The sequence below is a fragment of the Azospirillum griseum genome, from assembly GCF_003966125.1.
Classification (GTDB): Bacteria; Pseudomonadota; Alphaproteobacteria; order Azospirillales; family Azospirillaceae; genus Azospirillum; species Azospirillum griseum.
This window is the reverse complement of record NZ_RXMA01000004.1, coordinates 203,791-227,684: the sequence shown is the minus strand read 5'-3', so window position 1 is coordinate 227,684 and position 23,894 is coordinate 203,791. Positions and strand designations below refer to the sequence as shown.

The 23,894-nt window shown below is 65.9% G+C and carries 19 protein-coding genes; 1 reads left to right on the top strand and 18 read right to left on the bottom strand.

Features of this window, described 5'->3' with window-relative positions:
• Positions 1 to 2: 2 nt before the first annotated feature.
• The 4 genes from EJ903_RS06825 to EJ903_RS06810 are packed head-to-tail and all read right to left on the bottom strand — an operon-like array spanning position 3 to position 5,300.
• Complete coding sequence (locus EJ903_RS06825) at positions 3 to 1,445, bottom strand: radical SAM/SPASM domain-containing protein (protein ID WP_246015271.1); 1,443 nt, start codon at positions 1,443 to 1,445, stop codon at positions 3 to 5.
• Positions 1,442 to 2,320 (bottom strand): hypothetical protein, encoded by an 879-nt coding sequence (locus EJ903_RS06820; RefSeq protein ID WP_126613417.1) that lies wholly within the window; start codon positions 2,318 to 2,320, stop codon positions 1,442 to 1,444. The genes EJ903_RS06825 and EJ903_RS06820 overlap by 4 nt, the downstream gene beginning before the upstream one ends.
• Positions 2,320 to 3,744: a hypothetical protein gene (locus tag EJ903_RS06815; protein ID WP_126613415.1), complete on the bottom strand. Its 1,425-nt coding sequence runs from the start codon at positions 3,742 to 3,744 to the stop codon at positions 2,320 to 2,322. Before EJ903_RS06815 ends, EJ903_RS06820 begins: the two co-directional genes overlap by 1 nt.
• Positions 3,741 to 5,300 (bottom strand): ferritin-like domain-containing protein, encoded by a 1,560-nt coding sequence (locus EJ903_RS06810; protein ID WP_126613413.1) that lies wholly within the window; start codon positions 5,298 to 5,300, stop codon positions 3,741 to 3,743. Before EJ903_RS06810 ends, EJ903_RS06815 begins: the two co-directional genes overlap by 4 nt.
• A gap of 226 nt (positions 5,301 to 5,526) precedes the next feature.
• Here EJ903_RS06810 and EJ903_RS06805 point away from each other — a divergent pair, with 226 nt between their 5' ends.
• On the top strand, positions 5,527 to 5,919 hold the full coding sequence (locus tag EJ903_RS06805) for a hypothetical protein (protein WP_126613411.1): 393 nt from the start codon (positions 5,527 to 5,529) through the stop codon (positions 5,917 to 5,919).
• A gap of 92 nt (positions 5,920 to 6,011) precedes the next feature.
• Here the strand turns inward: EJ903_RS06805 and EJ903_RS06800 are convergent, their stop codons facing one another.
• From EJ903_RS06800 to EJ903_RS06735, 14 genes are all read right to left on the bottom strand, one after another.
• Positions 6,012 to 6,914 (bottom strand): hydroxymethylglutaryl-CoA lyase, encoded by a 903-nt coding sequence (locus EJ903_RS06800; RefSeq protein WP_126613409.1) that lies wholly within the window; start codon positions 6,912 to 6,914, stop codon positions 6,012 to 6,014.
• A 3-nt stretch (positions 6,915 to 6,917) separates the two neighbouring features.
• Positions 6,918 to 8,921, bottom strand: a complete 2,004-nt coding sequence (locus EJ903_RS06795; RefSeq protein ID WP_126613536.1) for an acetyl-CoA carboxylase biotin carboxylase subunit — start codon at positions 8,919 to 8,921, stop codon at positions 6,918 to 6,920.
• Positions 8,922 to 8,943: 22 nt separating this feature from the next.
• Positions 8,944 to 9,726, bottom strand: coding sequence for an enoyl-CoA hydratase/isomerase family protein (locus tag EJ903_RS06790; protein WP_126613407.1), 783 nt, complete (start codon positions 9,724 to 9,726; stop codon positions 8,944 to 8,946).
• Between the two features lie 11 nt (positions 9,727 to 9,737).
• On the bottom strand, positions 9,738 to 11,345 hold the full coding sequence (locus EJ903_RS06785; RefSeq protein ID WP_126613405.1) for a carboxyl transferase domain-containing protein: 1,608 nt from the start codon (positions 11,343 to 11,345) through the stop codon (positions 9,738 to 9,740).
• 43 nt (positions 11,346 to 11,388) lie between these two features.
• Positions 11,389 to 12,522: an acyl-CoA dehydrogenase family protein gene (locus tag EJ903_RS06780; RefSeq protein WP_126613403.1), complete on the bottom strand. Its 1,134-nt coding sequence runs from the start codon at positions 12,520 to 12,522 to the stop codon at positions 11,389 to 11,391.
• A 99-nt stretch (positions 12,523 to 12,621) separates the two neighbouring features.
• Positions 12,622 to 13,809, bottom strand: coding sequence for an acetyl-CoA C-acyltransferase (locus EJ903_RS06775; RefSeq protein WP_126613401.1), 1,188 nt, complete (start codon positions 13,807 to 13,809; stop codon positions 12,622 to 12,624).
• 54 nt (positions 13,810 to 13,863) lie between these two features.
• Positions 13,864 to 15,036 carry an isovaleryl-CoA dehydrogenase gene (locus EJ903_RS06770; RefSeq protein ID WP_126613399.1) on the bottom strand — a complete coding sequence of 391 codons (1,173 nt, stop codon included), beginning with the start codon at positions 15,034 to 15,036 and terminating at the stop codon, positions 13,864 to 13,866.
• A gap of 189 nt (positions 15,037 to 15,225) precedes the next feature.
• Complete coding sequence (locus EJ903_RS06765) at positions 15,226 to 16,455, bottom strand: phenylacetate--CoA ligase family protein (RefSeq protein WP_126613397.1); 1,230 nt, start codon at positions 16,453 to 16,455, stop codon at positions 15,226 to 15,228.
• A gap of 138 nt (positions 16,456 to 16,593) precedes the next feature.
• On the bottom strand, positions 16,594 to 17,451 hold the full coding sequence (locus tag EJ903_RS06760) for an ABC transporter ATP-binding protein (protein WP_377007257.1): 858 nt from the start codon (positions 17,449 to 17,451) through the stop codon (positions 16,594 to 16,596).
• 81 nt (positions 17,452 to 17,532) lie between these two features.
• A complete protein-coding gene (locus EJ903_RS06755) occupies positions 17,533 to 18,813 on the bottom strand; it encodes an ABC transporter substrate-binding protein (protein WP_126613395.1) in 1,281 nt (426 codons plus the stop codon).
• A 40-nt stretch (positions 18,814 to 18,853) separates the two neighbouring features.
• Positions 18,854 to 19,927 (bottom strand): branched-chain amino acid ABC transporter permease, encoded by a 1,074-nt coding sequence (locus tag EJ903_RS06750; RefSeq protein ID WP_126613359.1) that lies wholly within the window; start codon positions 19,925 to 19,927, stop codon positions 18,854 to 18,856.
• Between the two features lie 7 nt (positions 19,928 to 19,934).
• Positions 19,935 to 20,822 carry a branched-chain amino acid ABC transporter permease gene (locus EJ903_RS06745; protein ID WP_126613357.1) on the bottom strand — a complete coding sequence of 296 codons (888 nt, stop codon included), beginning with the start codon at positions 20,820 to 20,822 and terminating at the stop codon, positions 19,935 to 19,937.
• Positions 20,823 to 20,835: 13 nt separating this feature from the next.
• Positions 20,836 to 22,797 (bottom strand): long-chain fatty acid--CoA ligase, encoded by a 1,962-nt coding sequence (locus tag EJ903_RS06740; RefSeq protein WP_246015269.1) that lies wholly within the window; start codon positions 22,795 to 22,797, stop codon positions 20,836 to 20,838.
• The gene (locus tag EJ903_RS06735; protein WP_210211390.1) at positions 22,797 to 23,705 is read right to left on the bottom strand and encodes an ABC transporter ATP-binding protein; all 909 of its coding nucleotides are present in this window, start codon (positions 23,703 to 23,705) and stop codon (positions 22,797 to 22,799) included. Before EJ903_RS06735 ends, EJ903_RS06740 begins: the two co-directional genes overlap by 1 nt.
• Positions 23,706 to 23,894: the final 189 nt, after the last annotated feature.

The window sequence follows — 23,894 nt, the reverse complement described above, 5'->3', positions numbered from 1 at the left end:
GGTCATGGGACCATGGCCGGGTTGGGATCGGTCGGCGCTCCGGCGAACCAGCCGGGGCGCGCGTCGGACAGGCGCAGATAGGCGCTCAGGCAGTAATGGAGCCAGCCGCGCACATACTCGCAGGACAGGCGGCCGCTGCCGATCACCTCGTGGTGGCATCCACCACCGCACATGTAACGCGCCCAGCAGGAGCGGCACGGCTCCTGCCGATGAACGTGGCGATCATGCAGCCATCCGTTTTGCCGAACCGCGTCAATCCCCGCCGACAGGCTGCCCATCGCCCCGCTTTCATCCTCGACAAAGCGGTGACAGGCCGACAGGTCGCCGTCCGCCGACACGCCGAGATAGCCCGCCCCGGCCCCGCACGGGTAGGGGCGGTGGGTTCCGCGATGGATTTCCCGCAGGGCGTTGACCAGATTGGCAAAGGGGTAGCGTCGCCCCTCCAGAACCGCTCTCTCGAAGGCCGCGCCGCAAGCGACCATCTGGTCGAGCATCACCAGCAGCGCGCCACGGTCCATTTCGTTCCGCCCGGCGGAGCCGTGCAGCAGCGGCGAGAAACCCACCGAATGGAAACCGTCGGCGATGAAGCGGTCGAGCGTGGCGGGCAGATCCAGATTGTCGGGCGTCACCGTCACCCGCGCCGACACCTGCATCCGCCGTTGCTGTTTCAGCAAGGGGGCGATGTTGGCCATGATGCGGTCGAAGCTGCCGCGCCCGTCCTTGAACGGTCGCAAGCGGTCGTGCTGATCGGCCGGACCATCCAGGCTGATGGTGACGGCGAAGCCGAATTCTTCGAAGAAATCGCCGTCCTCCGGCGTCACCAGCGTGCCGTTCGTGGTGATGGAATGGTTGACCCGCACCCCCCGCAAGCTGGCCAGTTCCTGGGCGTAGCGGGTGGCAGCCTGGATCACCGGGCGGTTGACCAGCGGTTCCCCACCCATGAAGGCCAGGGTCACGCGCCCGCCCTCCGGCGCGCCGTTGACCAGCCGTTCGACCGCCGCCAGCGCGGTGTCCAGCGGCATCTTGCGAGGTGGTTTGCCGAAACTGCCCTGCCCGGCGTAGCAATAGCCGCAACCCAGATTGCAGGCTTGCGACACCGCCAGGGACAGCGCGTGCAGCGGCGGGTCCACCACCGGCTGATCGTTGATCAGGGGCGGACCACCCAGACCGAGTTCGTCGAGCAGATCGCTCAGCGCGCCGTTGGCCGTCGCGCGTTCCAACCGCCCGCGCAGGTCCGCGTCGATGCGGAACAATCGGCTGCCGTCGACCAGCAACAGATGATCGCCGCCATCGACCGACAGGAGATGCAGGGCGTCCGACCGGGGGGCCGACGCCGCCACCAGGGCAGCAGCGTCGATGATCCCCGGACGTTCCGGCATGCCGGTGTCCGCCCGCCCATCGCGGAACGCGTCCTGACGCATCAGGGGGCGGGACAGGGCGGTCATGCCGGATCCTTCGGGAAGGGAAGCGGGATGGAGTCGGGCGCGTCCCGTCCGGCGAGCTGGAATTTCAGCAGCTCTTCCCATTTCTGGAACAGCTCATCATAGGTGATCATCCGGCTGTCGGTGTAATTGTCGATGACGTATTGGCCACTGCGGTCACGCTGCATCCAGTTGTCGCCGCGCACCTCGCCGGTTGGCGTCACGTCCACGTTCACGAAGTCGGGGCGGCTCGACGCCCAATAATAGCAGACACACTCCCGGTAATCGTTCTGCCAGGGCGAGCAAAGCCCTTGGGTCATCACCCCGGCGGGGACCGTCGCCGGTTCGATTGCCGCCGTGTCCTTGGTGAAGAAGGGCCGAACCTGAAGGCGGATGGTCTGGATGTTCTTGTCCTTCACCGCCTGCTCGTAGGAAATCCGCTCGTCCTCGGGCTGGTTGGGCCGGGGGCAGGCGGTGAACTCGCAGGCCACCGGTTGACCGACCTTGCGCAGCACGTCGGTGAAGCCGTTGGACCATTCCATGGTGATGACGCCTTCCGGGTAATCCTCCGACGTCAACAATTCGGTGGTGGTCAGGTCGGTGGACGGGCCGATCACCTTGGTGATGACCGGCTTGCCATCGACCCGCAACAGACGCCGTCCCTTCAACGCGGCGTAGGCCGGTTCGGCGGCGATCACCAGATTGTCATGCTCCAACAGGGTGATGCCGGTGAGCAACGTGCGCCACGCCGCGCGGAAATCGAACTCCAGCCCGGGGCAGGTGTTGCCAATGGTCGTGTCGAGCGTGGCCGGGGGCGGATTTCCCGCCGGGCGGTAATGCAGTTGCGCCGACAAGTTCCGGGGATCAAGGACTGTGGGGCGTTTGTTCTGATCGCTCATCACTTCACATCCTTCGTGCCGTCGGGACGGAACAACGCGCTTTCCGAGGCCTTGCGGAACAGGCTGATCTGACGGCGGGTCAGGGTCATGTAACGGCCCTCCGCCCCGCTCATCAGGGCGGGCATCTTGCGGCGGCCCAGCGGGGTCAGATCGCCGATCTCCTCCGGCTGGCGCAGCAGGCGCAGGAACCAGCTTGGAATCGACGCCTTCATCGTCGTCAGCACCTGCTGGTGCAGGCGGGTGACGGCCAGCGTGTCGGTGTTCTCCGTCGCCATCGCCGGTTCGGACGGGCGGCGGGCGTCGATGGCGTCGTTGACCGGCATGTTGTCGGCCAGATTGGGGCGGCCCTTGACCAGATTGTTGTTCAGGACCGGCACGTTCATGAAGCGGACCGTTTCAAAGGCCCGGCGCATGATCTCCTCGGTCCGCTGCATCGTCACCTCGTGCGGCTCGGTCGGGTCGACGACCGGCCCGAGCAGCGCCTGTTCCAGATCATCGCCCAGCGTGCGCGGGAACCCGGCGTCGAGCACGAAATTGTGCGGGGCCGAGGCGATGCGCGCCGTGGCTGTGTGCGTCACTTTGCCAACCGTCAGGCTGACGGTGACGATGCCGTCGCAGGTGTCATCGAGATAGCCACGGCTGACGATGTCACCCTGGTTGATCCAGACCGGGGCGGGCGCTTCGATGGCGTAGAGCGTCGGCCCCAGTGTTTCCGGGGTTTTCTGCTTGCCGTTGGCGTCGCGATTGGTCCAGCCGTACCACCCCTTGCCCTTCGGCAGCGCGTAAACCCGGTTGGCGGGGGGAACGGACTCGTCTTCGACGCCCGCCGGGCCATAGACGCCACCCTTGCCCGGGGTGAAGCGCAAGCGGATTTGCGGAAATTCCGCCGTCGGACGGATGTAGCGGACCGATCCGAGCGGAATGACGCTGTTGGGGGTGAGGTTGCCCGCTGTGCCGCGCAGGTCGTGCGGGCCGTGATCGGTGAAGGGGGTGGGCGTCGCCAACGCCTGGATGTCGTCCTTGGGATCGGCGGTGCGGCGGAACACCTTGCTGTTCTTGACCTGCACGGTCCAGGACACGCTTTGCGCAGTCAGACCGGCGGCGGTCAGCATGGTGAGAGTCAGCGGTTCCATCCGGTCGGGCGCGGTGATCGCCCACACCTCCAGGAACGGGGCAACCGGCCGGATTTTTCCGTCGTCGCGCAGCTGCAGGCGGGTCGGCACATGGGATTTGGTGATGCCACCGTTCACGGGATCGACGACAAAGGTCTCCTCCCCCTGCAGATGGCGGTAGCCCAACGGGTCGTTCGGATCAGGCTGGACCGAGTAATTGTCCATCGGCGTGTCGGAGGAACCGAGACGGCCGAAGGCAACCGGCGGCAGGATCCGCAGGCCCAGGATGGTGGGGATCGGTTGCGACGTCATTCTGCCCCCTGGGTCAGAGACAAGCGCGCAATCTGGCCGTTGACCATCGTCAGGGTGTTCCGGTCCATGGCGCTCAGATGGGTGAGGTAGGCGCGTTCCGCCTGATTCGAATCCCCGCGCAGCAGCCAGGACACAATGGACTGCGAGGCGTCGAGGATGTCGGCGTAGATCAGCCAGCGGTCGAGTTCCGCCGCCGGAAGCTGCGAGCCGTAGGGCATCTGGAACGGCGGTCCGGCCCGCTTCGGGTCCCGGCGTGAGTCGCGCGGGGACCGCACCAGAATGTTGGCAATGGCCTTGAGATTGTACATCTCGCCAAAGGACAGATGGATCAGGGTTCCCCGCGTGCCGGGCGTGCCGGTGGCGTCGGCGCGCCGTGGTGATTGCAGCGTGTGGCCCAGCGCGGTCAGCAGCAGCCGATAGCGCAGGTTGAACAGCTTGGCCCAGCGGTTGGAGCGGGAATCGGCGATGTAGGTGGAGGAACCGGTCGGGCTGCGCCGCTCGTCCACCCGGATTTCCGTGGGGTTGATCGGGATGCGAGCCGCCGGGTTGGGATCGATGCCCAGTGTCAGCCACTGCTTGTAGATGGCGAAAAAGCGCTCGAAATGCGATTTGGCCTGCTGCGGGCTGCGCTGCGGGCCGGGGGGCTGCTGGTCGGGGGACTCGCCCTGATGGGCCACCCGTTTCAGCGCCGCGACCGCTTCGTCGCGTGTGGCCAGCGGTTCGACGATCATCTGGGCGTCGCCGATGCGGTGGCCTTGCTTCAGTTCCGGGTTGTCGCGATAAACCGCGTCATCCTCTTGCCGGGGAGAGGGGAAATACTTGGCCCACTCCGCCTCTTGCGCCTGAAGTGTGTAGCGGTTGTCGTTGAAATGGCGGTCGGGCAGCCGGTCGGGATCCTCCAGAATGGCCAGGACGGCGTTGAACAGCGCACCCACCCGGTTCACCGCCACCGGCTTGTCCGGGGTGGGCGTGTAGCCCAGATAGGCGGCCAGATCGGCCAGGAGCCGCCGTTTGAATCCGGTGTCGTCCGTCGGCACGCCGGTGTCACCCGCCGGGGCCGGGGTGACGCCGTCCAGCCAGCCCTTGGGCATCTCCGCCACCACATAGGCGGCCAGCGATCCACGGCTCAACGGTTCCAGATTGATCGGGAAGGGGTAGAACTGGCTGTCCCACGGAAAATCCTCCCGCGACAGGCACAGCGGCGCGCCCAACAGCGACAGGACGTTCTGAACGATCACCAGATGGCTCATTTCCTCCTTGGCGATGGCGAGGATTTCCTCCTGCCAGCTTGTCAGGGCGGTGCGGCGGCGGTCGCGCGTGGCGCTGTCCAGATTGGTGGGCAGATCGACGTCGGCCAGCGAATAGGCGGCGTAGAGATAGGCGACCATCAGGCCATGTTCGATGGCGGCATCGATGTGCAGCAGTTTGATGAGCTGGTCGCGCCACGTCGTCGTCGTCGGATCCCCGATTTCCACCATCTCCCCAAAGGGAGAGGTGGTGAAGCGGATGCCGCCGTAGGGGCTGCTCCAAGCTGTGGAGGTGGCAGGAGTGGACACGGTCGAACCTCCCTGAACACCGGGGCACAGCCGCACGCGCCGATGCGAGTTGCGTTGGAATACAAACGCAACCCATACGTCACCGTACCGTTTGCACCACTCGGTATGTGAGCATAATTTCTGGAAAACTCTCTTTTAATCGTTATAGTGATTGCCATCTGCGCGCAAGAAAAAATGCATGTCGGCGTCTGGCGCGCTCAATGATTGCCCATGGGGAGAACATTCGATGAATCGGATCCGGCATGTTCTGGCTGCCTGCGCCCTGTTCCCCGTGTTGACGGGGCCGGTGATGGCCCAAACCGCGACAGGCCCCTGTGGTCAGTTCAAAATAACCAATGAAATCAGCGGTTCAGGAAAGAAAACCATTGGTGTTGATGTGTTGTTTGGAAATCAATGGCTGAAAACAAAGCCGATCGCGATGAAATTTGGCGAACAGATGCAAACCGCTGTCCAGTTTCCGGATTCCGCCAATTGCACCAGCGCTTATGTGGTGAACATCAATGGCGCTGAGTACAAGAATGGGATCACGAATTTTTGCACCCTGATTCGCTTCCGCGTTCTTCCCACGGGTGTGGAAACGATGCACGACGCCAGCGGTGCCGTCTGCCCCGGTGGTTGACGAATGGTCCGCTGAATCAGAAGGCGAACGCAAAAAACGAAAGGGCCGCATCCCGGCGGGGATGCGGCCCTTCGGTGTCGAGGGTGAACCTCTCACGCACAACCACGAGCGCGGGCCACCTTTGACGCCGTTGGTCGGCCGATGGCGTCGCTGATGAACGCCCCGGCCGCGATCAACCGATCCAAATCCACCCCGGTCTCGATCCCCAGACCGTTCAGCATGTAGAGCACATCCTCGCTCGCCACGTTGCCCGACGCCCCCTTGGCGTAGGGGCAGCCGCCCAACCCGGCGACGGAGCTGTCCACCACCGCCACGCCCATCTGCAAGGCGGCGTAGAGGTTGGCCAGCGCCTGCCCGTAGGTGTCGTGGAAATGGACGGCGATCTTGTCCACCGGGATCCGTTCGGCCACCGCCGCGATCATCGCCTGCGCCTTGGCGGGCGTGCCGGTGCCGATGGTGTCGCCCAGCGAGATTTCGTAACAGCCCATGGCGTACAGCCGGGCCGCAACCTCGGCCACCGCCGAGGGCGCGATGTCGCCCTCGTAGGGGCAGCCGAGCACGCAACTGACATAGCCGCGCACCGGCACGCCCGCCGCCTTGGCCTGCGCCATCACCGGGGCGAAGCGGTCCAGGCTTTCGGCGATGGAGCAGTTGATGTTCTTCTGGCTGAAGCTTTCCGACGCCGCGCCGAACACCGCCACCTCGTCGGCCTTGGCGGCCAACGCCCCTTCCAACCCCTTCAGGTTGGGGGTGAGGGCGGCGTAGCGGACACCGGGCTTGCGGGTCAGACCGGCGAACACCTCGGCGCTGTCGCCCATCTGGGGAACCCATTTGGGCGACACGAAGCTGCCCGCTTCGACCACCGACAGCCCGGCGTCGGCCAGCCTGTCCACCAAGGCGATCTTGACGGCGGTCGGCACGATGGTCTTTTCGTTTTGCAGGCCGTCGCGCGGGCCAACCTCGACCATGCGGACGAAACGGGGCAAGCGGGTCATGCCTCAACCCTCCGCGATGTCGAGAACCAGCAGATCGACGCCCTCGGCGACCTGATCGCCCGCCGCGAAATTCAGGGCGGACACCACCCCGGCGGCGGGGGCCTTGATGGTGTGCTCCATCTTCATCGCTTCCAGCAGCATCAGCGGCGTTCCGGCCTCCACGCTCTGGCCGACCTCGACCAGCACGCGGACCACGGTGCCGGGCATCGGCGCGCTCAGACGGCCCGAGCCGCCCTCCTGCTCCGCCGCCCGCGCGCTGGGGTCGTCCAGCTTCAGGCGGGTGGCCACGCCGTCGATCAGCACGGTCAGATCCAACCCCTGCTGGACCACGGTGGCGCGCAGCCGCGCCCCGCCCAGGCTGATGGTCAGCGCCCCATCGTCAAAGGTGACGCCGGTGGCCGGTTGGGCAGGGCCGCCGTCCACGGCGATCTCATAGCCGTCGCTGCGGAAATGCAGCGTCACCGCGCGGGCCGTTTCGCCGTCGATCAGGCTGAGGTCGTAGTGGGTTTCCTCGTTCAGCCGCCACCCGTTGGCGAGCAGCCAGGGCGAATGACGGTCCGACCGGGCGCGCAGCGCGGCCTGCGCCTCCGCCCGGCGGCGCAGCAGAACCGCCAGCGCGGCGGCGGAGAGCGCGGTGTTGCTGGCCGGAGCGGGCGGCGGCAACAGGTCGGCGCGGTGGCGCTCGATGAAGCCGGTGTCGATCTCCACCGCGCGGAAAGCCGGGTGGGAAGCGATGGCCCCGAGGAAACCGATGTTGGTGGTGACGCCGACCACCTCATAGGCGGCGAGCGCGCCGCGCAGACGGCGCAGGGCGGCGTCGCGGTCCTCGTCCCAGACGATCAGCTTGGCGATCATCGGGTCGTAATACATCGTCACCGCGTCGCCTTCGCGCACGCCGGTGTCCACCCGGACGTGATCGCTTTCGGCGGGCGGGCGCAGCCGGGTCAGGGTGCCGATGGCGGGCAGGAACTCGCGCTGCGGATCCTCGGCGTAGAGCCGGGCCTCAAAGGCGTGTCCCTTGCGGGTCAATTGCTCCTGACGCAGGGGCAATTCGGCCCCGGCGGCGACGCGCAATTGCCATTCGACCAGATCCAGGCCGGTGATCTTCTCCGTCACCGGATGTTCCACCTGAAGCCGGGTGTTCATCTCGATGAAGTAGAAGCCGCCATCCTCATAAAGGAACTCGACCGTGCCCGCCCCGACGTAATTCACCGCCTTGGCGGCGGCGACGGCGGCCTCGCCCATGCGGCGGCGCAGATCGTCGGGCAGGTTGGGGGCGGGGGCCTCCTCGATCACCTTCTGGTGACGGCGCTGGATCGAGCAATCGCGCTCGAACAGATAGACGCCGTTGCCGTGGGTGTCGCAAAAGACCTGGATTTCGACGTGGCGCGGGCGCGACAGGTATTTTTCCAGCAACAGGCTGTCGTCGCCAAAGGCCGCCTTGGCCTCGCGCTGGGCACCGGCCACGGCGTCGGCCAGTTCCTCGGCGCTGCGCACGACGCGCATGCCCTTGCCACCGCCGCCCGCCGACGCCTTGACCAGCACCGGAAAGCCGATGCGCGCCGCTTCCGCCGACAGGGTGGCGAAATCCTGCGCCTGACCGTGATAGCCGGGAACCAGCGGCACGTCGGCGTTGGCCATCAGCCGCTTGGATTCAGCCTTGGACCCCATGACGCGGATCGCCTCGATCGGCGGGCCGATGAAGACGACGCCCGCCTCCGCGCAAGCCGCCGCGAAACCGGCGTTTTCCGACAGGAAGCCATAACCGGGATGGATGGCCTGCGCCCCGGTGCGCTTGGCGACCTCCAGGATCGCGTCGCCGCGCAGATAGCTGTCGCCGACCGGGGCCGGGCCGATGCACACGGCCTCGTCGGCCATCTGGACGTGCATGGCCTTGGCGTCGGCGTCGGAATGGACGGCGACGGTCCGGATGCCCATGCGGCGGGCGGTGCGGATGACCCGGCAGGCGATTTCGCCCCGGTTGGCGATGAGGATCGTGTCGAACATGGTCAGGTGGGACATGGGATTCTCAGCTCCGCCAGGACGGGTTGCGTTTGTCGAGGAAGGCCCCGATGCCCTCCTTGCCTTCGGCGCTGGCGCGCTGGCGGGCGATGCGTTCGGCGGTGTCGCGCACCACGGCGTCGGTCAGCGGGCGGCGGGCCACCGCGCGGATCAGCTCCTTGGCGGCGGCCTGCGCCGTTGGACCGCAATCGAGCAGGTTCTTGACGGTCTTCTCGACCGCCGCGTCCAGCCCGTCGGCGCTGGTCACTTCGTGCAGCAGGCCCAGCCGGTGGGCGTCCGCCGCCGAAAACCGCTCCCCGGTCAGGAAGAAGCGGCGGCAGGCGCGTTCGCCGATGGCCCCGATGACGTAGGGGCTGATGGCCGCCGGGATGATGCCGAGCTTCACCTCGGTCAGGGCAAAGCTGGCCGTGTCCACGCCGATGGCGATGTCGCAGGCCGACACCAGCCCGACGCCGCCGCCAAAGGCCGGACCCTGCACCACCGCCACGGTGGGCTTGGGGCATTCGTCCAGCGTGCGCAGCATGGTGGCCAGCCCCAGCGCGTCGGTCAGGTTCTCCTCATAGGAATAGCCCGACATCCGCTTCATCCAAGACAGATCGGCCCCGGCGGAAAAGCTTTTGCCGACGCCGCGCAGCAAGACCGCGCGGACGTCCGGGTTTTCACCCACCGTGCGGAACGCGTCGGTCAGCCCGGCGATCACCGCCTCGTTGAAGGCGTTGTGGACGTCGCCCCGGTTCATGGTGACGGTGGCCACGCCGTTGGCGGCCACGTCGATCAGAATGTCGCTCATGCCCACCCCCATCACATGCGGAAGACGCCGAAGGTCGTCTTCGGCACCGGCGCGTTGAGGGACGCCGACAGGCCAAGCCCCAGCACCATGCGGGTGTCCGCCGGATCGATGATGCCGTCGTCCCACAAGCGGGCGCTGGCGTAGTAGGGGTGGCTTTCGCGCTCGAACTTCTGGCGGATCGGGGCCTTCAACGCCTCCTCATCCTCCGCCGACCAGGGCTTGCCCTGCGCCTCCATCGCGTCGCGCTTGACCTGGGCCAGCACGCCCGCCGCCTGCTCGCCGCCCATCACCGAAATGCGGGCGTTCGGCCACATCCACAGGAAGCGCGGGGAGTAGGCGCGGCCGCACATGCCGTAATTGCCAGCGCCATAGCTGCCGCCGATGACCACGGTGAATTTCGGCACCTTGGCGCAGGCGACCGCCGTCACCAGCTTCGCGCCATCCTTGGCGATGCCGCCCGCCTCGTATTTGCGCCCGACCATGAAGCCGGTGATGTTTTGCAGGAACACCAGCGGGATGCGGCGCTGGCAGCACAATTCGATGAAATGCGCGCCCTTCAGCGCGGATTCGCTGAACAGGATGCCGTTGTTGGCGACGATGCCGACGGGGTAGCCGTGGATGTGGGCGAAGCCCGTCACCAGCGTCGCGCCGTAGAGCGGCTTGAACTCGTCAAAGCGCGAGCCATCGACGACGCGGGCGATCACCTCGCGCACGTCGAACGGCTTGCGGGCGTCGCTGGGGATCACGCCATACAGCTCGTTCGGGCTGAACAGCGGCTCCTCCGGTTCGCGCAGGTCGAGGTCGATGCGCTTGGGCCGGTTGAGATTCGTCACCACCCGCCGGGCCATCGCCAGGGCGTGGGCGTCGTTCATCGCGTAATGGTCGGTCACGCCCGACGTGCGGGAATGCACGTCGGCCCCGCCCAGATCCTCGGCACTCACCACCTCGCCGGTGGCGGCCTTGACCAGCGGCGGGCCGCCCAGGAAGATGGTTCCCTGGTTGCGGACGATGATCGCCTCGTCCGACATCGCCGGAACATAGGCACCGCCCGCCGTGCAGCTTCCCATCACCACGGCGATCTGCGGGATGCCGTCGGACGACATGGTGGCCTGGTTGAAGAAGATGCGGCCGAAATGGTCGCGGTCGGGAAAGACCTCGTCCTGGTTGGGCAGGTTGGCCCCGCCGCTGTCCACCAGATAGATGCAGGGCAGATTGTTCTGCTGGGCGATTTCCTGGGCGCGCAGGTGCTTTTTGACCGTCAACGGGTAATAGGTGCCGCCCTTCACCGTCGCGTCGTTGGCGACGATCATGCATTCCTGACCGGCGACGCTGCCGATGCCGGTGATGATGCCCGCCGACGGGATGACGTCCTCATACACCTCGTGCGCGGCCATCTGCGACAGTTCGAGGAAGGGCGAACCGGGATCGAGCAGTTGGCGGATGCGCTCGCGCGGCAGCAACTTGCCACGGGCCAGATGCTTCTCGCGGGCCTTGGCCCCGCCGCCCTGCTGGATGGCGGCGACCTTCTGGCGCAGATCGGCGACCAGCGCCGCCATGGCGTCGGCGTTGGTCTGGAATTCGGCGGAGCGCGCGTTGATGGCGCTCTTCAGGACGGTCATGCCGTCGCCCTCCCGTGTGAGAAATGACGGTTTGAGGAATGGCTTATTGGACCAGCGCGCGGCTGATGACCAGCCGTTGGATGTCGCTGGTGCCTTCGTAAATCTGGCAAACACGGACGTCGCGGTAGATGCGCTCCACCGGGAAATCGTTGAGATAGCCATAACCGCCGTGCACCTGGATGGCGTCGGAGCAGACCTTTTCCGCCATTTCGGTGGCGAACAGCTTGGCCATCGCCGCTTCCTTGGTGCAGGGCAACCCGGCGTCGCGCAGGGACGCCGCGTGCAGCACCAGTTGGCGGGCGGCCTCGACCCGTGTCGCCATGTCGGCCAGCCGGAAGGCGACGGCCTGATGCTGGATGATCGCCACGCCCATGCTCTGCCGCTCCTGCGCGTAGCGCACGGCGTGGTCCAGCGCCGACCGCGCCATCCCCACCGCCTGGGAGGCGATGCCGATGCGCCCGCCTTCCAGATTGGCCAAGGCCACCTTGTAGCCCGCGCCCTCGGCCCCCAGCATCAGGTCGGCCGGAACGCGGCAGTCCTCGAACAGGATCTGGCAGGTGTCGGAGCAATGCTGGCCCAGCTTGTCCTCGGTGCGGGCCACCGTGTAGCCGGGGGTGTCGGTCGGCACGATGAAGGCGCTGAGGCCCTTTTTCCCGGCGGCCGGATCGGTGACGGCGAAGACGATGGCGACGTCGGCGTTGGCCCCGGAGGTGATGAACTGCTTGGTCCCGTTCAGCACCCAATGATCGCCGTCGCGCCGGGCGCGGGTCTTGATCGCCGAGGCGTCGGACCCGGCCTGCGGTTCGGTCAGGCAGAAGGCCCCCAGCATTTCCCCGCGCGCCATCGGCTTCAGGAAACGCTCTTTCTGCTCCGCCGTGCCGAATTTGAAGATGGGCATGCAGCCGACCGAATTGTGCACGCTCATGATCGTGGAAATCGCGCCGTCCCCGGCGGCGATCTCCTCAATCGCCAGCGCGTAGGCGACATGGTCGGACGCGGCCCCGTCGAACTCCTCCGGGACCAGCATGCCAAGCAGGCCAAGCGCGCCCATCTCGGCCAGTTCGGCCTTGGGGAACGCGCCGCTGCGGTCGCGGTCGGCGGCGGTGGGGGCCAGCCGCTCCTGCGCGAAGGCGCGGGCCATGTCGCGGACCATGGTCTGTTCTTCGGTCAGGCGCATCGGGTGTGTCCTCCCTGAATGTTTTTTATCCCCTCCCGTTTCCCCCTCACCCCAACCCTCTCCCCGGGGGGAGAGGGGGGATCAGGTGGGAAAGGGCGATCAAGCCACCCGTTCGACGGCGATGGCGGTGGCTTCGCCGCCGCCGATGCACAAGCTGGCCACGCCGCGCTTGAGGTCGTATTTCTCCAGCGCCGCCAGCAGCGTCACGAGGATGCGGGCACCCGACGCGCCGATGGGGTGGCCCAGCGCGCAGGCCCCGCCATGGACGTTGACCTTGTCGTGCGGCAGGTCCAGGTCGCGCATCGCCGCCATGGTGACGACGGCGAACGCCTCGTTGATTTCGAACAGATCGACCGACCCGGCGGACCAGCCCACCTTGTCGAACAGGCTGCGCATCGCGCCGACCGGGGCGGTGGTGAACAGGGCCGGGGCCTGGGCGTGGTTGGCGTGGCCCTTGATTTCGGCCAGCACGCGCAGGCCGCGCGCGTCGGCCTCGCGGCGGGTGGTGACGATCAGCGCGGCACCGCCGTCGGAGATGGAGGAGGCGTTGGCCGCCGTCACCGTGCCATCCTTGGCGAAGGCGGGCTTCAGCGTCGGGATCTTGGCCGGATCGGCCTTCAGCGGCTGCTCGTCCTGGCTGATCACGGTGTCGCCCTTGCGGCCCTTGACCGTCACCGGGGTGATTTCACCGGCGAAGAAACCGCCCTCCACCGCCTTGCGGGCGCGGTTCAGGCTTTCGATGGCGTAGGCGTCCTGCGCCTCGCGGGTGAAATTGTAGCTGCCCGCGCATTCCTCGGCGAAGGTCCCCATCAGACGGCCCTTGTCATAGGCGTCCTCCAGACCATCAAAGAACATGTGGTCCAGCACCTTGCCATGGCCCATGCGGTAGCCGCCGCGCGCCCGGTCGAGCAGATAGGGGGCGTTGGACATGCTTTCCATGCCGCCCGCCACCACCACCTTGGCCGATCCGGCCTTGATGACGTCGTGGGCGAACATCACCGCCCGCATGCCCGACCCGCAGACCTTGGAAATGGTGGTGCAGCCAGCCGCCTTGGGCAGGCCCGCCCCGAGTGCGGCCTGACGCGCCGGGGCCTGGCCGACGCCCGCCGACAGCACGCAGCCCATGAACACCTCGTCCACCGCCTCGGCGGGCAGGCCGGAGCGTTCCAGCGCCGCCTTGATCGCGGCGGCCCCCAATTGCGGGCCGGTCAGCCCCTGCAAATCACCCTGGAAACCGCCCATCGGCGTGCGAGCGGCGGCGGCGATGACGATGCTGTCGGTGGTCATGCTGGTGGTCCCTTTTCCCTCGATGCGTTGCTTTGGCGTCGTGGTTGAACGCGCTTACGCGGTTTCCTTGAACAGCTCGCGCCCGATCAGCATACGGCGGATTTCGCTGGTTCCGGCACCGATCTCGTACAGCTTGGCGTCGCGCAGCAGGCGGCCCGTCGGGTATTCGTTGATGTAGCCGTTGCCGCCCAGGGTCTGGATCGCCTCCAGCGCCATCCAGGTGGCCTTTTCCGCCGAATAGAGGATGGCGGCGGCGGCGTCCTTGCGGGTGGTCTCGCCCCGGTCGCAGGCCTTGGCCACGGTGTAGACGTAGGATTTGGCGGCGTTCATGATCGTGTACATGTCGGCCAGCTTGCCTTGCATCAGCTGGAATTCGCCGATCGACTGGCCGAACTGCTTGCGGTCGTGCAGGTAGGGAATGACGATGTCCATGCAGGCCTGCATGATGCCCAGCGGCCCGCCCGCCAGCACGGCGCGTTCGTAATCCAGGCCGGACATCAGCACGTTCACGCCGCGCCCGACACCGCCCAGAACATTCTCTTCCGGCACTTCGCAATCCTCGAACACCAGTTCGCCGGTGTTGGAGCCGCGCATGCCGAGCTTGTCGAGCTTCTGCGCCACCGAGAAGCCCTTGAAGGTCTTTTCCACCAGGAAGGCGGTGATGCCGCGCGGCCCGGCGGCCAGATCGGTCTTGGCGTAGATCACCAGCGTGTCGGCGTCGGGGCCGTTGGTGATCCACATCTTGGTCCCGTTCAGGACGTAGCGGTCGCCCTTCTTGTCGGCGCGCAGCTTCATCGACACCACGTCCGACCCGGCGTTGGGTTCGGACATCGCCAGCGCGCCGATGTGCTCGCCGGAAATCAGCTTGGGCAGGTAGCGGCGCTTCTGCTCCGCCGTGCCGTTTTTGCGGATCTGGTTGACGCAGAGGTTGGAGTGCGCGCCGTAGCTGAGGCCCACCGACGCCGACGCGCGGGACACCTCCTCCATCGCGACGACATGCTCCAGATAGCCCATGGCGGCCCCGCCATATTCCTCCTCCACCGTCACGCCGAGGATGCCGAGGTCGCCCATCTTGCGCCACAGATGGTTCGGGAATTCGTTGGAGCGGTCCACCTCGGCGGCCAACGGGGCGATTTCGGCGTCGGCAAAATTGCGCACCGATTCGCGCAGCATGTCGGCGGTTTCGCCAAGATCGAAATTCAGGCTGGGGTACTGGTTGGACGGCATGGTCGTATCGCTCCCCTCAACAATCATCAGATGTTCAATCATCCGATGGTCTATCATCAGCGGCTTGACCATACGTTACCGTATGGCGATGCGTGTGGCAAGTCCCGACGGTGTGTCACCGCCGCATATCTGCTGATCGTGCAACCGGGGCGGCGACCTTGCGGACCGCCGCCCGAACCCACCCCGCGCTCAGCCGCGCGTGTCGTCGATCACCTTGCCGTCGTTGGGCAGCGCGCCGGGGGCGACGAACTCGACCGCGCCCTTCAGCTTGGTCACGGCGGTCAGGCTGTCGCGGATGGCGGCGGCCAGCGTTTCGCCTGATTCGGTGGCTTCGCAGCGCAGGGTCATGGTGTCGCTGGCGTCCTGCCGCCCCACCACCAGCCGGGCCTTGGCCACCGCCGGGTGACGGCGCAGCACCTCGGCGATCTGGGCCGGGTGGACGAACATGCCCTTGACCTTGGTGGTCTGATCGGCGCGGCCCATCCAGCCCTTCAGCCGCATGTTGGTGCGCCCGCAAGGGCTGGTTCCCGGCAGCACCGCCGACAGATCGCCGGTGGCGAAACGGATCAACGGGTAGGCCGGGTTGAAGATTGTGACGACGACCTCGCCGACCTCGCCCTCGGGAACCGGGTTGCCGGTGCCGGGGCGGACGATTTCGATGATGGCGCCCTCATCCACCACCAGCCCGGCGCGGGCCTGGGTTTCATAGGCGACGATGCCCAGATCGGCGGTCCCATAGCTTTGATAGACGGCGATGCCGCGCGATTCGTAGAAGGCGCGCGCGTCCGGCAGATACGGCCCGCCCGACACGTTGCCGATGCGGATGGACGAGCCATCCAGCCCCAGCGCGTCGGCCTTTTCCAGGACGATCTTCAGGAAATCGGGAGTGCCGATGTAACCGCGCGGCTTGAGATGGGCGATGACCTGCGCCTGGGTTTCGGTGTTGCCGGTCCCGGCGGGGATGACGGCGCAGCCGATGGCGTGCGCGCCGGTTTCGAACATCGACCCGGCGGGGGTCAGGTGATAGGCAAAGCAATTGTGCGCCAGATCGCCCGCGCGGAAGCCGGAGGCGTAGAGCGCGCGGGCGCTGCGCCACGGGTCCTTGCCGTGCGGCTCCGGGTCGTGGATCGGACCGGGGGAGGCGAAGACCCGGGCCAGCCGCCCGATCTCGACCGCCGCCAGACCGCCAAAGGGCGGTTCGGCCTGCTGCAAGGCGATCAGGTCGGCCTTGCGCGTGACCGGCAGGGTGGCCAGGGCGGCGCGGTCGCGGATGCTGGTGGGATCGACCCCGTCCAGGATCCGGGTGAAATGCGGCGCGGACGCCTTGGCGTGGGCAAGATGGGCGGGCAGGGCCGCGAACAGCGCGGCCTCGCGCTGGTCGGAGGAACGGGTTTCGAGGTCGTCGTAGAAATCGGTCATGGTCGTTCGTCCGTTCAGGGGTCGCCCGCGCAGCCCCTCCCCGGCCCTTCCCCACCGGAGGGAAGGGGGATCGGAGTCTGGTTGTGTCAAAACGCGGCGTGGGGGAGGGGGAGGGGCCTGAAAAGCACCCGCACCCGCTCAGATCCAGCGCTTGCGCCGCTTGAAGCTCTTCAAATTCTTGAAGCTCTTGCGCTCTTCATTGCCGCCGCCGAGGTAGAATTCCTTCACATCCTCGTTGTTGCGCAGCTCGTCGGCGGTCCCGTCCAGCACCACCTTGCCGTTTTCCATGATGTAGCCGCGCGTGGCGGCTTGCAGCGCCATGCGGGCGTTCTGCTCCACCAGCAGGATGGTGACGCCCAAATCCTTGTTGATCTGCTGGATGATGCTGAACACCTCCTTCACCATCAGCGGCGACAGGCCCATGCTCGGCTCGTCCATCAGGATCAGCTTGGGCCGGGCCATCATGGCGCGGCCGATGGCCAGCATCTGCTGCTCACCGCCCGACAAATACCCGGCCAGTCCGGTGCGTTCCTTCAGGCGGGGGAAATACTGGAACACCATGTCCAGATCGTCCTTCACGCCATTGTCGCGGCGGGTGAAGGCCCCCAGGCGGAGGTTTTCCAGACAGGTCATGTCGGCGATGATGCGGCGGCCTTCCATCACCTGGAAGATGCCCTTGCGCACGATCTGGTCGGGGTCGATGCCGTTGATCCGTTCGCCGGCGAAGGTGATGTCGCCGCGCGTCACCTCGCCATCCTCGGTCTTCAGCAGGCCGGAGATGGCTTTCAACGTGGTGGATTTCCCGGCCCCGTTGGCCCCCAGCAGCGCGACGATCTCCCCCTCCGGCACCTCCAGGCTCAACCCGCGCAGGACGAGGATGACGTCGTTGTAGACGACTTCGATGTTGTTGACGGACAGCATCAGCCGCTTGGCGGCGGCGACGGGATGGCCCGCGACGGGCTGGGCGCGGCCATCGGCCGTGGCGGTGTTCAGCATGCGGCACCTGACAGGAAAAAGGCGGGGAACGCCCCCTTCCGCACCGGCGTGCGGCGCGGAAGGGGGGTGTTCAAACGGGGCTTACCAGCCCAGCCATTCCGGCTTGCGCGGCACCTCGACGGTGGCGATCTTGTCGAGTTTGATCGACCCCGCCTTCACCAGATCGGCCACGCTGGCCCCGGTGTCCGCCGCGACCGACGCGCGGTAGATGTTGACGGAGGTCATGCCGCGATGGTCGGTTTCGGTCCAGGTGGAGGGCATGCACACGCCTTCCAGACCGGCCGGAACCCAATCCTTCTTCTGGTACATCGCCTTGCGGATGCTCGGGCCGGTGACGCCGCCGTTCTTGGCGGCCCAATCCATCGCTTCCTTCATGTAGAAGGCGGTGCACACGCCCGCCAGATAATGCACCGGGCGGTACGCGGTTCCGGCGGCGTCGGAGAGCTTGGAAATCTCCTTCATCGTCGCCATGCCCGGCGCGCTGCCCGCCCAGGTGACGGCGGTGCGCATCGGGAACACCACGCCGTCGGCGGCCGCACCGGCGGCCTTGGCGGCGTTTTCGTCCATGCCCCAGACGTTGCCCATGAACTGGACCTTGGCCCCGACGGTCTGGCAGGCCTTCAGCACCGAGATGTTCGACCCGGCGGTGTTGCCGAGATAGGCGTAGTTGACGCCGGATTCCTTCAGGGTCAGGCACTGGGCGGTGTAATCGCCCGGCGTCAGCGCGAATTGGATCGGCGGCAGAACCTCAAAGCCGAGTTCCTTGGCGAGTTGCTCGCCCGCGTCCTTCGGGGCGTTGGGGTAGGGGTGGTTGGCCCCCATGTGGGCGTATTTCGGCTTGCCGCTGCCGCCCTTCTTCTTCCAATCCTCCGCCGCCCACATCAGCATGCCGCGCAGGCTGTCGGAATAGGATGGGCCGTAGAAGAAATTGTAGGGGGCGGGCTTGGAGCCGTGCGGCCCCTTGCCGGTCGGGTCGGTCAGGTGGCCGGAGTAGGAGCCGGAATAGGCCGGGATCTCATCCTTGCCGACGAAGGCGGTCAGCGCTTCGGTGTCGGCGGTCCCCCAGCCCTGGAGGGCGGCGATCTTGTCGCTGCCCGACGACCATTTCTTGTATTGGCTGATGGCGCGCGGGGCCTGATAGCCGTAATCGACGGTGTCCACCGCCAGCTTGACGCCGTTCACCCCGCCCTTGCCGTTGAGATAGGCCAGCGCGTCGGCCACGCCCTGGGCGTAGGGCACGCCCACGTCCGAGGTGCCGCCCGACTGGTCGGCGAGGTGGCCGACCGGGATGTCGGCGCTGGCGGTGACGGTGGTCGCCAGCAGCACAGCGGCGGAGGCGTAGAGCGCGGTCTTGATGCTCATCTTGCGTTTACTCCCTATCCGTTTTGTTTGTTCGTGGGTGTCAATGCGAGAAGGGGTAGAGCTTCCAGTAGGCCTTGATCTGCTTCCAGCGATGGGCCAGCCCATCGGGTTCGAACACCAGGAACAGGATGATGACGAGGCCGACCGACATTTCGCGCAGGAAGGCGATGTTGTCCTTCAGGTTCAGGGCGGCGTCGATGGCGGTGCCGCTGACCAGCTTGCTGGCCATCTGCATCACCTCCGGCAACAGCACCATGAAGGCGGTCCCCATCAGCGTGCCCATGATCGACCCCAGGCCACCGATGATGATCATGCCCAGGAACTGGATCGAAAAGACGATGGTGAAGCCCTCGACCGACACGAATTGCAGGTAGTGGGCGTAGAGCGCGCCGCCGATCCCGGCGTAGAAGGCGGAGATGCCGAAGGACATCGTCCGGTACTTGGTGAGGTTGATGCCCATGATCTCGGCGGAGAGATAATGGTCGCGCACCGCCACCAGGGCGCGGCCGTCGCGCGTCCGCATCAGGTTGGTGCCCAGCAGATACATGATCACCATGGCGACCAGCACGACGTAGAAATACCGCTCGTCGGTGTCGAAGGCGAAGCCGAACAGGGTCAGCGGTTCGGCGATCATGCCGTTGGTCCCGCCGGTGAACCAATCGGCGCGCGCGAAGAAGTCCTGGAGGATGTATTGGGCGGCCAGCGTGGCGATCGCCAGATACAGCCCCTTCAGCCGGGCGGCGGGCATGCCGAACACCAGGCCGATGGCGGTGGTCATCACCCCGGCCAGCGGGATGGCCAGCACCACCGGAATGCCCCAACGGTTGCTCAACCAGGCCGAGGCGAAGGCCCCGAAGCCGAAGAAGGCGGAATGGCCGATGGAGATCTGGCCGGTGAAGCCGACCAGGATGTTCAGGCCCAGCGCGGCGATGCCGAGATAGCCGATCTGGATCAGCAGGCTCAGCCAATAGCGATCCAGAAAGGCCGGGCAGGCCAGCAGAAGAACCACGCCCAGGATCGCAAAGTTGCGGCTGGTGACGGTCGGGAAAATCGTGGTGTCGGTCCCGTAGGACGTCTTGAAATCACCACTGGGAATGATGCTGACGTTCGCCATGGGGGCCTCACACGCGCTCGATGTCTTTGGTGCCGAACAGGCCGTACGGCTTCACCATCAGGATGGCGATCAGGACGTAGAAGGGGGCGATTTCGTACATGTTGCCCCAGTTCAGCCATTGGCTGTCCAGATAGTGGGCCAGATTTTCCAGCACCCCGACGATCAGGCCGCCCAGCACCGCGCCGATGACGCTGTCCAGACCGCCCAGGATGACCGCCGGAAACACCTTGATGCCGAAGAAGGACAGGGCCGACGACACGCCGTTGACCACACCCACGGTGACACCGGCCACCGCCGACACCATCGCGGAAATCGCCCAGCTCATCGCAAACATCTGGCGGACCGAGATGCCCAGCGACTGCGCCACCTGCTGGTCAAAGGCGGTGGCGCGCATCGCCAGCCCCAACCGCGAGTATTTGAAGAACCAGCCGAATCCCGCCATGATCAGGATGGAGATGGCCAGCGAGACGACATAGACCGTCTGCACCTGAAGCCCGAAGATGTCCATGGTCGGGCTGGCGAAGATTTGCGGGAAGGGCTTGGCGAACACGCCGAACATCCATTTCATCGCCGCCTGGAAGACGATGGACAGGCCGATCGTCACCATGATGACGGAGATGATCGGCTCGCCGATCATCGGCCGCAGAACGACCACCTGAAGCACCACGCCGAAGATCAGCATGAACACCAGCGTGATCGGGAAGCCGATCCAGAAGGGCAACTGCCAGGAGGTCAACAGCCACCAGCAGGTCCAGGCCCCGATCAGCAGGAATTCGCCCTGCGCGAAGTTGACGATGCGGCTGGCCTTGTAGATCAGCACGAAGGACATCGCGACCACGCCGTACAGCGCACCGACGATCAGGCCGTTGACGAGAAGTTGGAACAGAAGGGTCATGGCTGGTGTCCCCTTACGCCGCGACCGGCTGACGCGTGGCCGTCGTCGGCACAAGGTCGATGACGGTCAGGGTGGTGCGGATGCGTTGCTTGGTGCCGTCCTGGAAGGTGATCATCGTGTCGACGTCGATCTTGGGCTGACCGGCGTAGATGGATTCGATGATCGTGCCGTATTTGTCGGCGATGACGCTGCGGCGCACCTTGCGGGTGCGGGTCAGCTCGCCGTCGTCGGCGTCCAGCTCCTTGTAGAGCAACAGGAACTTGGCGATGCGCTGGTGTTCCGGCAGGGTCTGGTTGACCCGCTCCACCTCGGTGCGGAGCAGTTCGTAGACCTCCGGGCGCGACGACAGGTCGGCGTAGGTGGTGAAGGCGATCCGGTTCTTTTCCGCCCATTTCGACAGGATGGAGAAGCGGATGCAGATCATCGCCGACAGGTATTCGCGCTTGTCGCCCAAAATCACCGCTTCGGCGACGTAGGGGCTGAATTTCAGCTTGTTTTCGATGTATTGCGGGCTGAAACGGTCGCCCTTGGCGGTGGTGGCGATGTCCTTGATGCGGTCGATGATGACCAGATGGCCCTTCTTGTCGAAGAACCCGGCGTCACCGGTGTGCATCCAGCCGTCGCGCACGTCGCCCATCGTCGCCTTTTCGTTGCGGTAATAGCCCGCGAACATGTTGGGATGGCTGGTGACGATCTCGCCGACGCCGTTCTGGTCGGGGTCGATGACCTTGACCTGGATGCCGTCGTCGAACGGCACGCCCACGGTGTCGAAATCCACATCCCCGGCGCGATGGACGGTGTAGGCCCCCATCGTTTCGGTCTGTCCATAGATCTGGCGCAGCGGCACACCCAGCGCCTGGAAGAATTTGAAGGTGTCCGGCCCCAGCGCCGCACCGCCGGTGGCCGCCGATTTCAGATTGGTGAAGCCCAACCGGTCGCGCAGGGCGCGGAACAGGATCCAGTCGGCCACGGCGGACCGCTTGCCCTGCGCCAGCGCCTCCAACCCCAGCTTCATGCCCAGTTCGAACATCTTCTGTTTGAACGGCGAGCTGTCCATCATGCGGGCGCGCACGTCGGCGGCGATGGCCTCCCACAGGCGCGGGGCGAACAGCACGAAGCTCGGCCCGATTTCGCGGAAGTCGTGCATCATCGTCTCGGCTTCCTCGACGAAATTCACGCGCATCCGCGACACGATGCCCATGCCGACGGCGTAGACCTGCTCCATGATCCAGGACATCGGCAGGACGGAGACATACTCGTCCTCCGGCCCCTTGGGATCGACCGACAGATAGCTGGCGACGTGGCGGATCAGGCTGCCCGCTTGCAGCATCGCCATCTTCGGGTTGGACGTGGTTCCCGAGGTGGTGCAGAGGATGGCGACGTCGGTTCCCTTGGTCGCCGCGACCATCTGGTCGTACAGTTTGGGCTGCTGGCGGTGCAGCTCCTCGCCCATCGCCACCAGATCGGCGGCGGGCAACAGGCGCGGGTCGCTGTATTTGCGCATGCCGCGCGGGTCGGAATAGATGATGTGCTGCAAGGTCGGCAGGCGTTCGGCGAGGTTCAGCAGCTTGTCCACCTGCTCCTCATCCTCGGCGAAGACGACCTTCACGTCGGCGTAGGTGATGAGGTAGGCGACCTCCTCGTCCAGCGCGTCGCGGTAGATGCCCAGGCTCAGGCCGCGCAGCGCGTGGGTGGCGACCTCGCCCATCAGCCAATCCGGTCGGTTGTCGCCCAGCAGGGCCACGACCTCCCCCGGAACCACACCCAGCTTGGTCAGGCCCAGCGCGAAGGCGCGCACGCGGTGGTTCACCTCGCTCCAGGTGAAGGTTTTCCAGATGCCGAAATCCTTCTCGCGCAGCGCGATCTCGTCGCCATGCTCGCGGGCGTGCAGGGCGACCAGCTTGACCAGCGTGTCGTTCACGGTCAGGTCGGGCAGGTTCATGCTGGACCCGACGGCGGTGTTGGACCCGGCCATCACGCAACCTCCTTCTGTTCGGGGGATTGCTGGGCGGTGTGGGCGTTCGGGGCCTCGCCGTCCTCGTCATCCTCGCCCAGATAGGCGCGGCGCACGCGCGGGTTGGCCAGCACCTCTTCGGGCATGCCCTCGGCGATCTTCTTGCCGAATTCGAGCACCATCACGCGGTGGGAGATGTCCATCACCACGCCCATGTCGTGTTCGATCATCACCACCGTCATGCCGAACTCTTCGTTCAGATCGACGATGTAGCGGGCCATGTCCTCCTTCTCTTCCAGATTCATGCCGGCCATCGGCTCGTCCAGCAGGATCAGGTCGGGTTTCAGGGCGATGGCGCGGGCCAGTTCCACCCGCTTGCGCAGGCCATAGGACAGGGTTCCGGCGGTCGCCTTGCGGACATGCTGGATTTCCAGGAAATCGATGATTTCCTCGACCTCGCGGCGGTGGGCCAGCTCTTCCTTGCGGGCACCGGTCAGCCAATAGAGCGAGCCGGTCAGGAAGTTGTTTTTCAAAAGATGGTGCCGGCCGACCATGATGTTGTCGAGCACGGTCATATGCCCGAACAGCGCCAGATTTTGAAAGGTGCGGCCGATGCCGAGCGCGGCGCGGTGATTCGGCGTCATCGCCGTCACGTCGCGGCCCTTGAAGAAAACCTTGCCGTCGGTCGGCTTGTACCGGCCCGAAATGCAATTGACCATCGAGGTCTTGCCGGCCCCGTTCGGGCCGATGATGGAAAACAACTCCCCTTTGCGGATGCCGAAGCTGACATCGGTCAGTGCCTGCACGCCGCCAAAGCGCAGATTGACGCCACGCGCCTCAAAAATGGTCTCCGCCTGGGAGGACTCAGATCGTTGGGCGGGGGCCGACTGGGCAGGGCCACGGTGCGATGCGACGGACGCGCCGGACATTTCCTCCTCCGTTGCTGTTGGTTCGGCTTTTCTCGGGTGTTCGGCTCTTGTCGGCCGGTTGGTCCATATTGTGGACCTTGTTTGGTGCAACACAGGCACTGTACACGAGGTTTGGTTCTGTTATCAACACTGACATTCCGCCGCAGCGCGTTTTTTGGTCGCGACAGGACGTCACATAGTCCATAATGT

Bases quoted from the DNA above. Each gene is read 5' to 3' on its own strand.
- EJ903_RS06825 (WP_246015271.1), bottom strand. From the start codon at position 1,445: ATGACCGCCCTGTCCCGCCCCCTGATGCGTCAGGACGCGTTCCGCGAT.
- EJ903_RS06820 (WP_126613417.1), bottom strand. From the start codon at position 2,320: ATGAGCGATCAGAACAAACGCCCCACAGTCCTTGATCCCCGGAACTTG.
- EJ903_RS06815 (WP_126613415.1), bottom strand. From the start codon at position 3,744: ATGACGTCGCAACCGATCCCCACCATCCTGGGCCTGCGGATCCTGCCG.
- EJ903_RS06805 (WP_126613411.1), top strand. From the start codon at position 5,527: ATGAATCGGATCCGGCATGTTCTGGCTGCCTGCGCCCTGTTCCCCGTG.
- EJ903_RS06800 (WP_126613409.1), bottom strand. From the start codon at position 6,914: ATGACCCGCTTGCCCCGTTTCGTCCGCATGGTCGAGGTTGGCCCGCGC.
- EJ903_RS06795 (WP_126613536.1), bottom strand. From the start codon at position 8,921: ATGTTCGACACGATCCTCATCGCCAACCGGGGCGAAATCGCCTGCCGG.
- EJ903_RS06790 (WP_126613407.1), bottom strand. From the start codon at position 9,726: ATGAGCGACATTCTGATCGACGTGGCCGCCAACGGCGTGGCCACCGTC.
- EJ903_RS06785 (WP_126613405.1), bottom strand. From the start codon at position 11,345: ATGACCGTCCTGAAGAGCGCCATCAACGCGCGCTCCGCCGAATTCCAG.
- EJ903_RS06780 (WP_126613403.1), bottom strand. From the start codon at position 12,522: ATGCGCCTGACCGAAGAACAGACCATGGTCCGCGACATGGCCCGCGCC.
- EJ903_RS06775 (WP_126613401.1), bottom strand. From the start codon at position 13,809: ATGACCACCGACAGCATCGTCATCGCCGCCGCCGCTCGCACGCCGATG.
- EJ903_RS06770 (WP_126613399.1), bottom strand. From the start codon at position 15,036: ATGCCGTCCAACCAGTACCCCAGCCTGAATTTCGATCTTGGCGAAACC.
- EJ903_RS06765 (WP_126613397.1), bottom strand. From the start codon at position 16,455: ATGACCGATTTCTACGACGACCTCGAAACCCGTTCCTCCGACCAGCGC.
- EJ903_RS06760 (WP_377007257.1), bottom strand. From the start codon at position 17,451: ATGCTGAACACCGCCACGGCCGATGGCCGCGCCCAGCCCGTCGCGGGC.
- EJ903_RS06755 (WP_126613395.1), bottom strand. From the start codon at position 18,813: ATGAGCATCAAGACCGCGCTCTACGCCTCCGCCGCTGTGCTGCTGGCG.
- EJ903_RS06750 (WP_126613359.1), bottom strand. From the start codon at position 19,927: ATGGCGAACGTCAGCATCATTCCCAGTGGTGATTTCAAGACGTCCTAC.
- EJ903_RS06745 (WP_126613357.1), bottom strand. From the start codon at position 20,822: ATGACCCTTCTGTTCCAACTTCTCGTCAACGGCCTGATCGTCGGTGCG.
- EJ903_RS06740 (WP_246015269.1), bottom strand. From the start codon at position 22,797: ATGGCCGGGTCCAACACCGCCGTCGGGTCCAGCATGAACCTGCCCGAC.
- EJ903_RS06735 (WP_210211390.1), bottom strand. From the start codon at position 23,705: ATGTCCGGCGCGTCCGTCGCATCGCACCGTGGCCCTGCCCAGTCGGCC.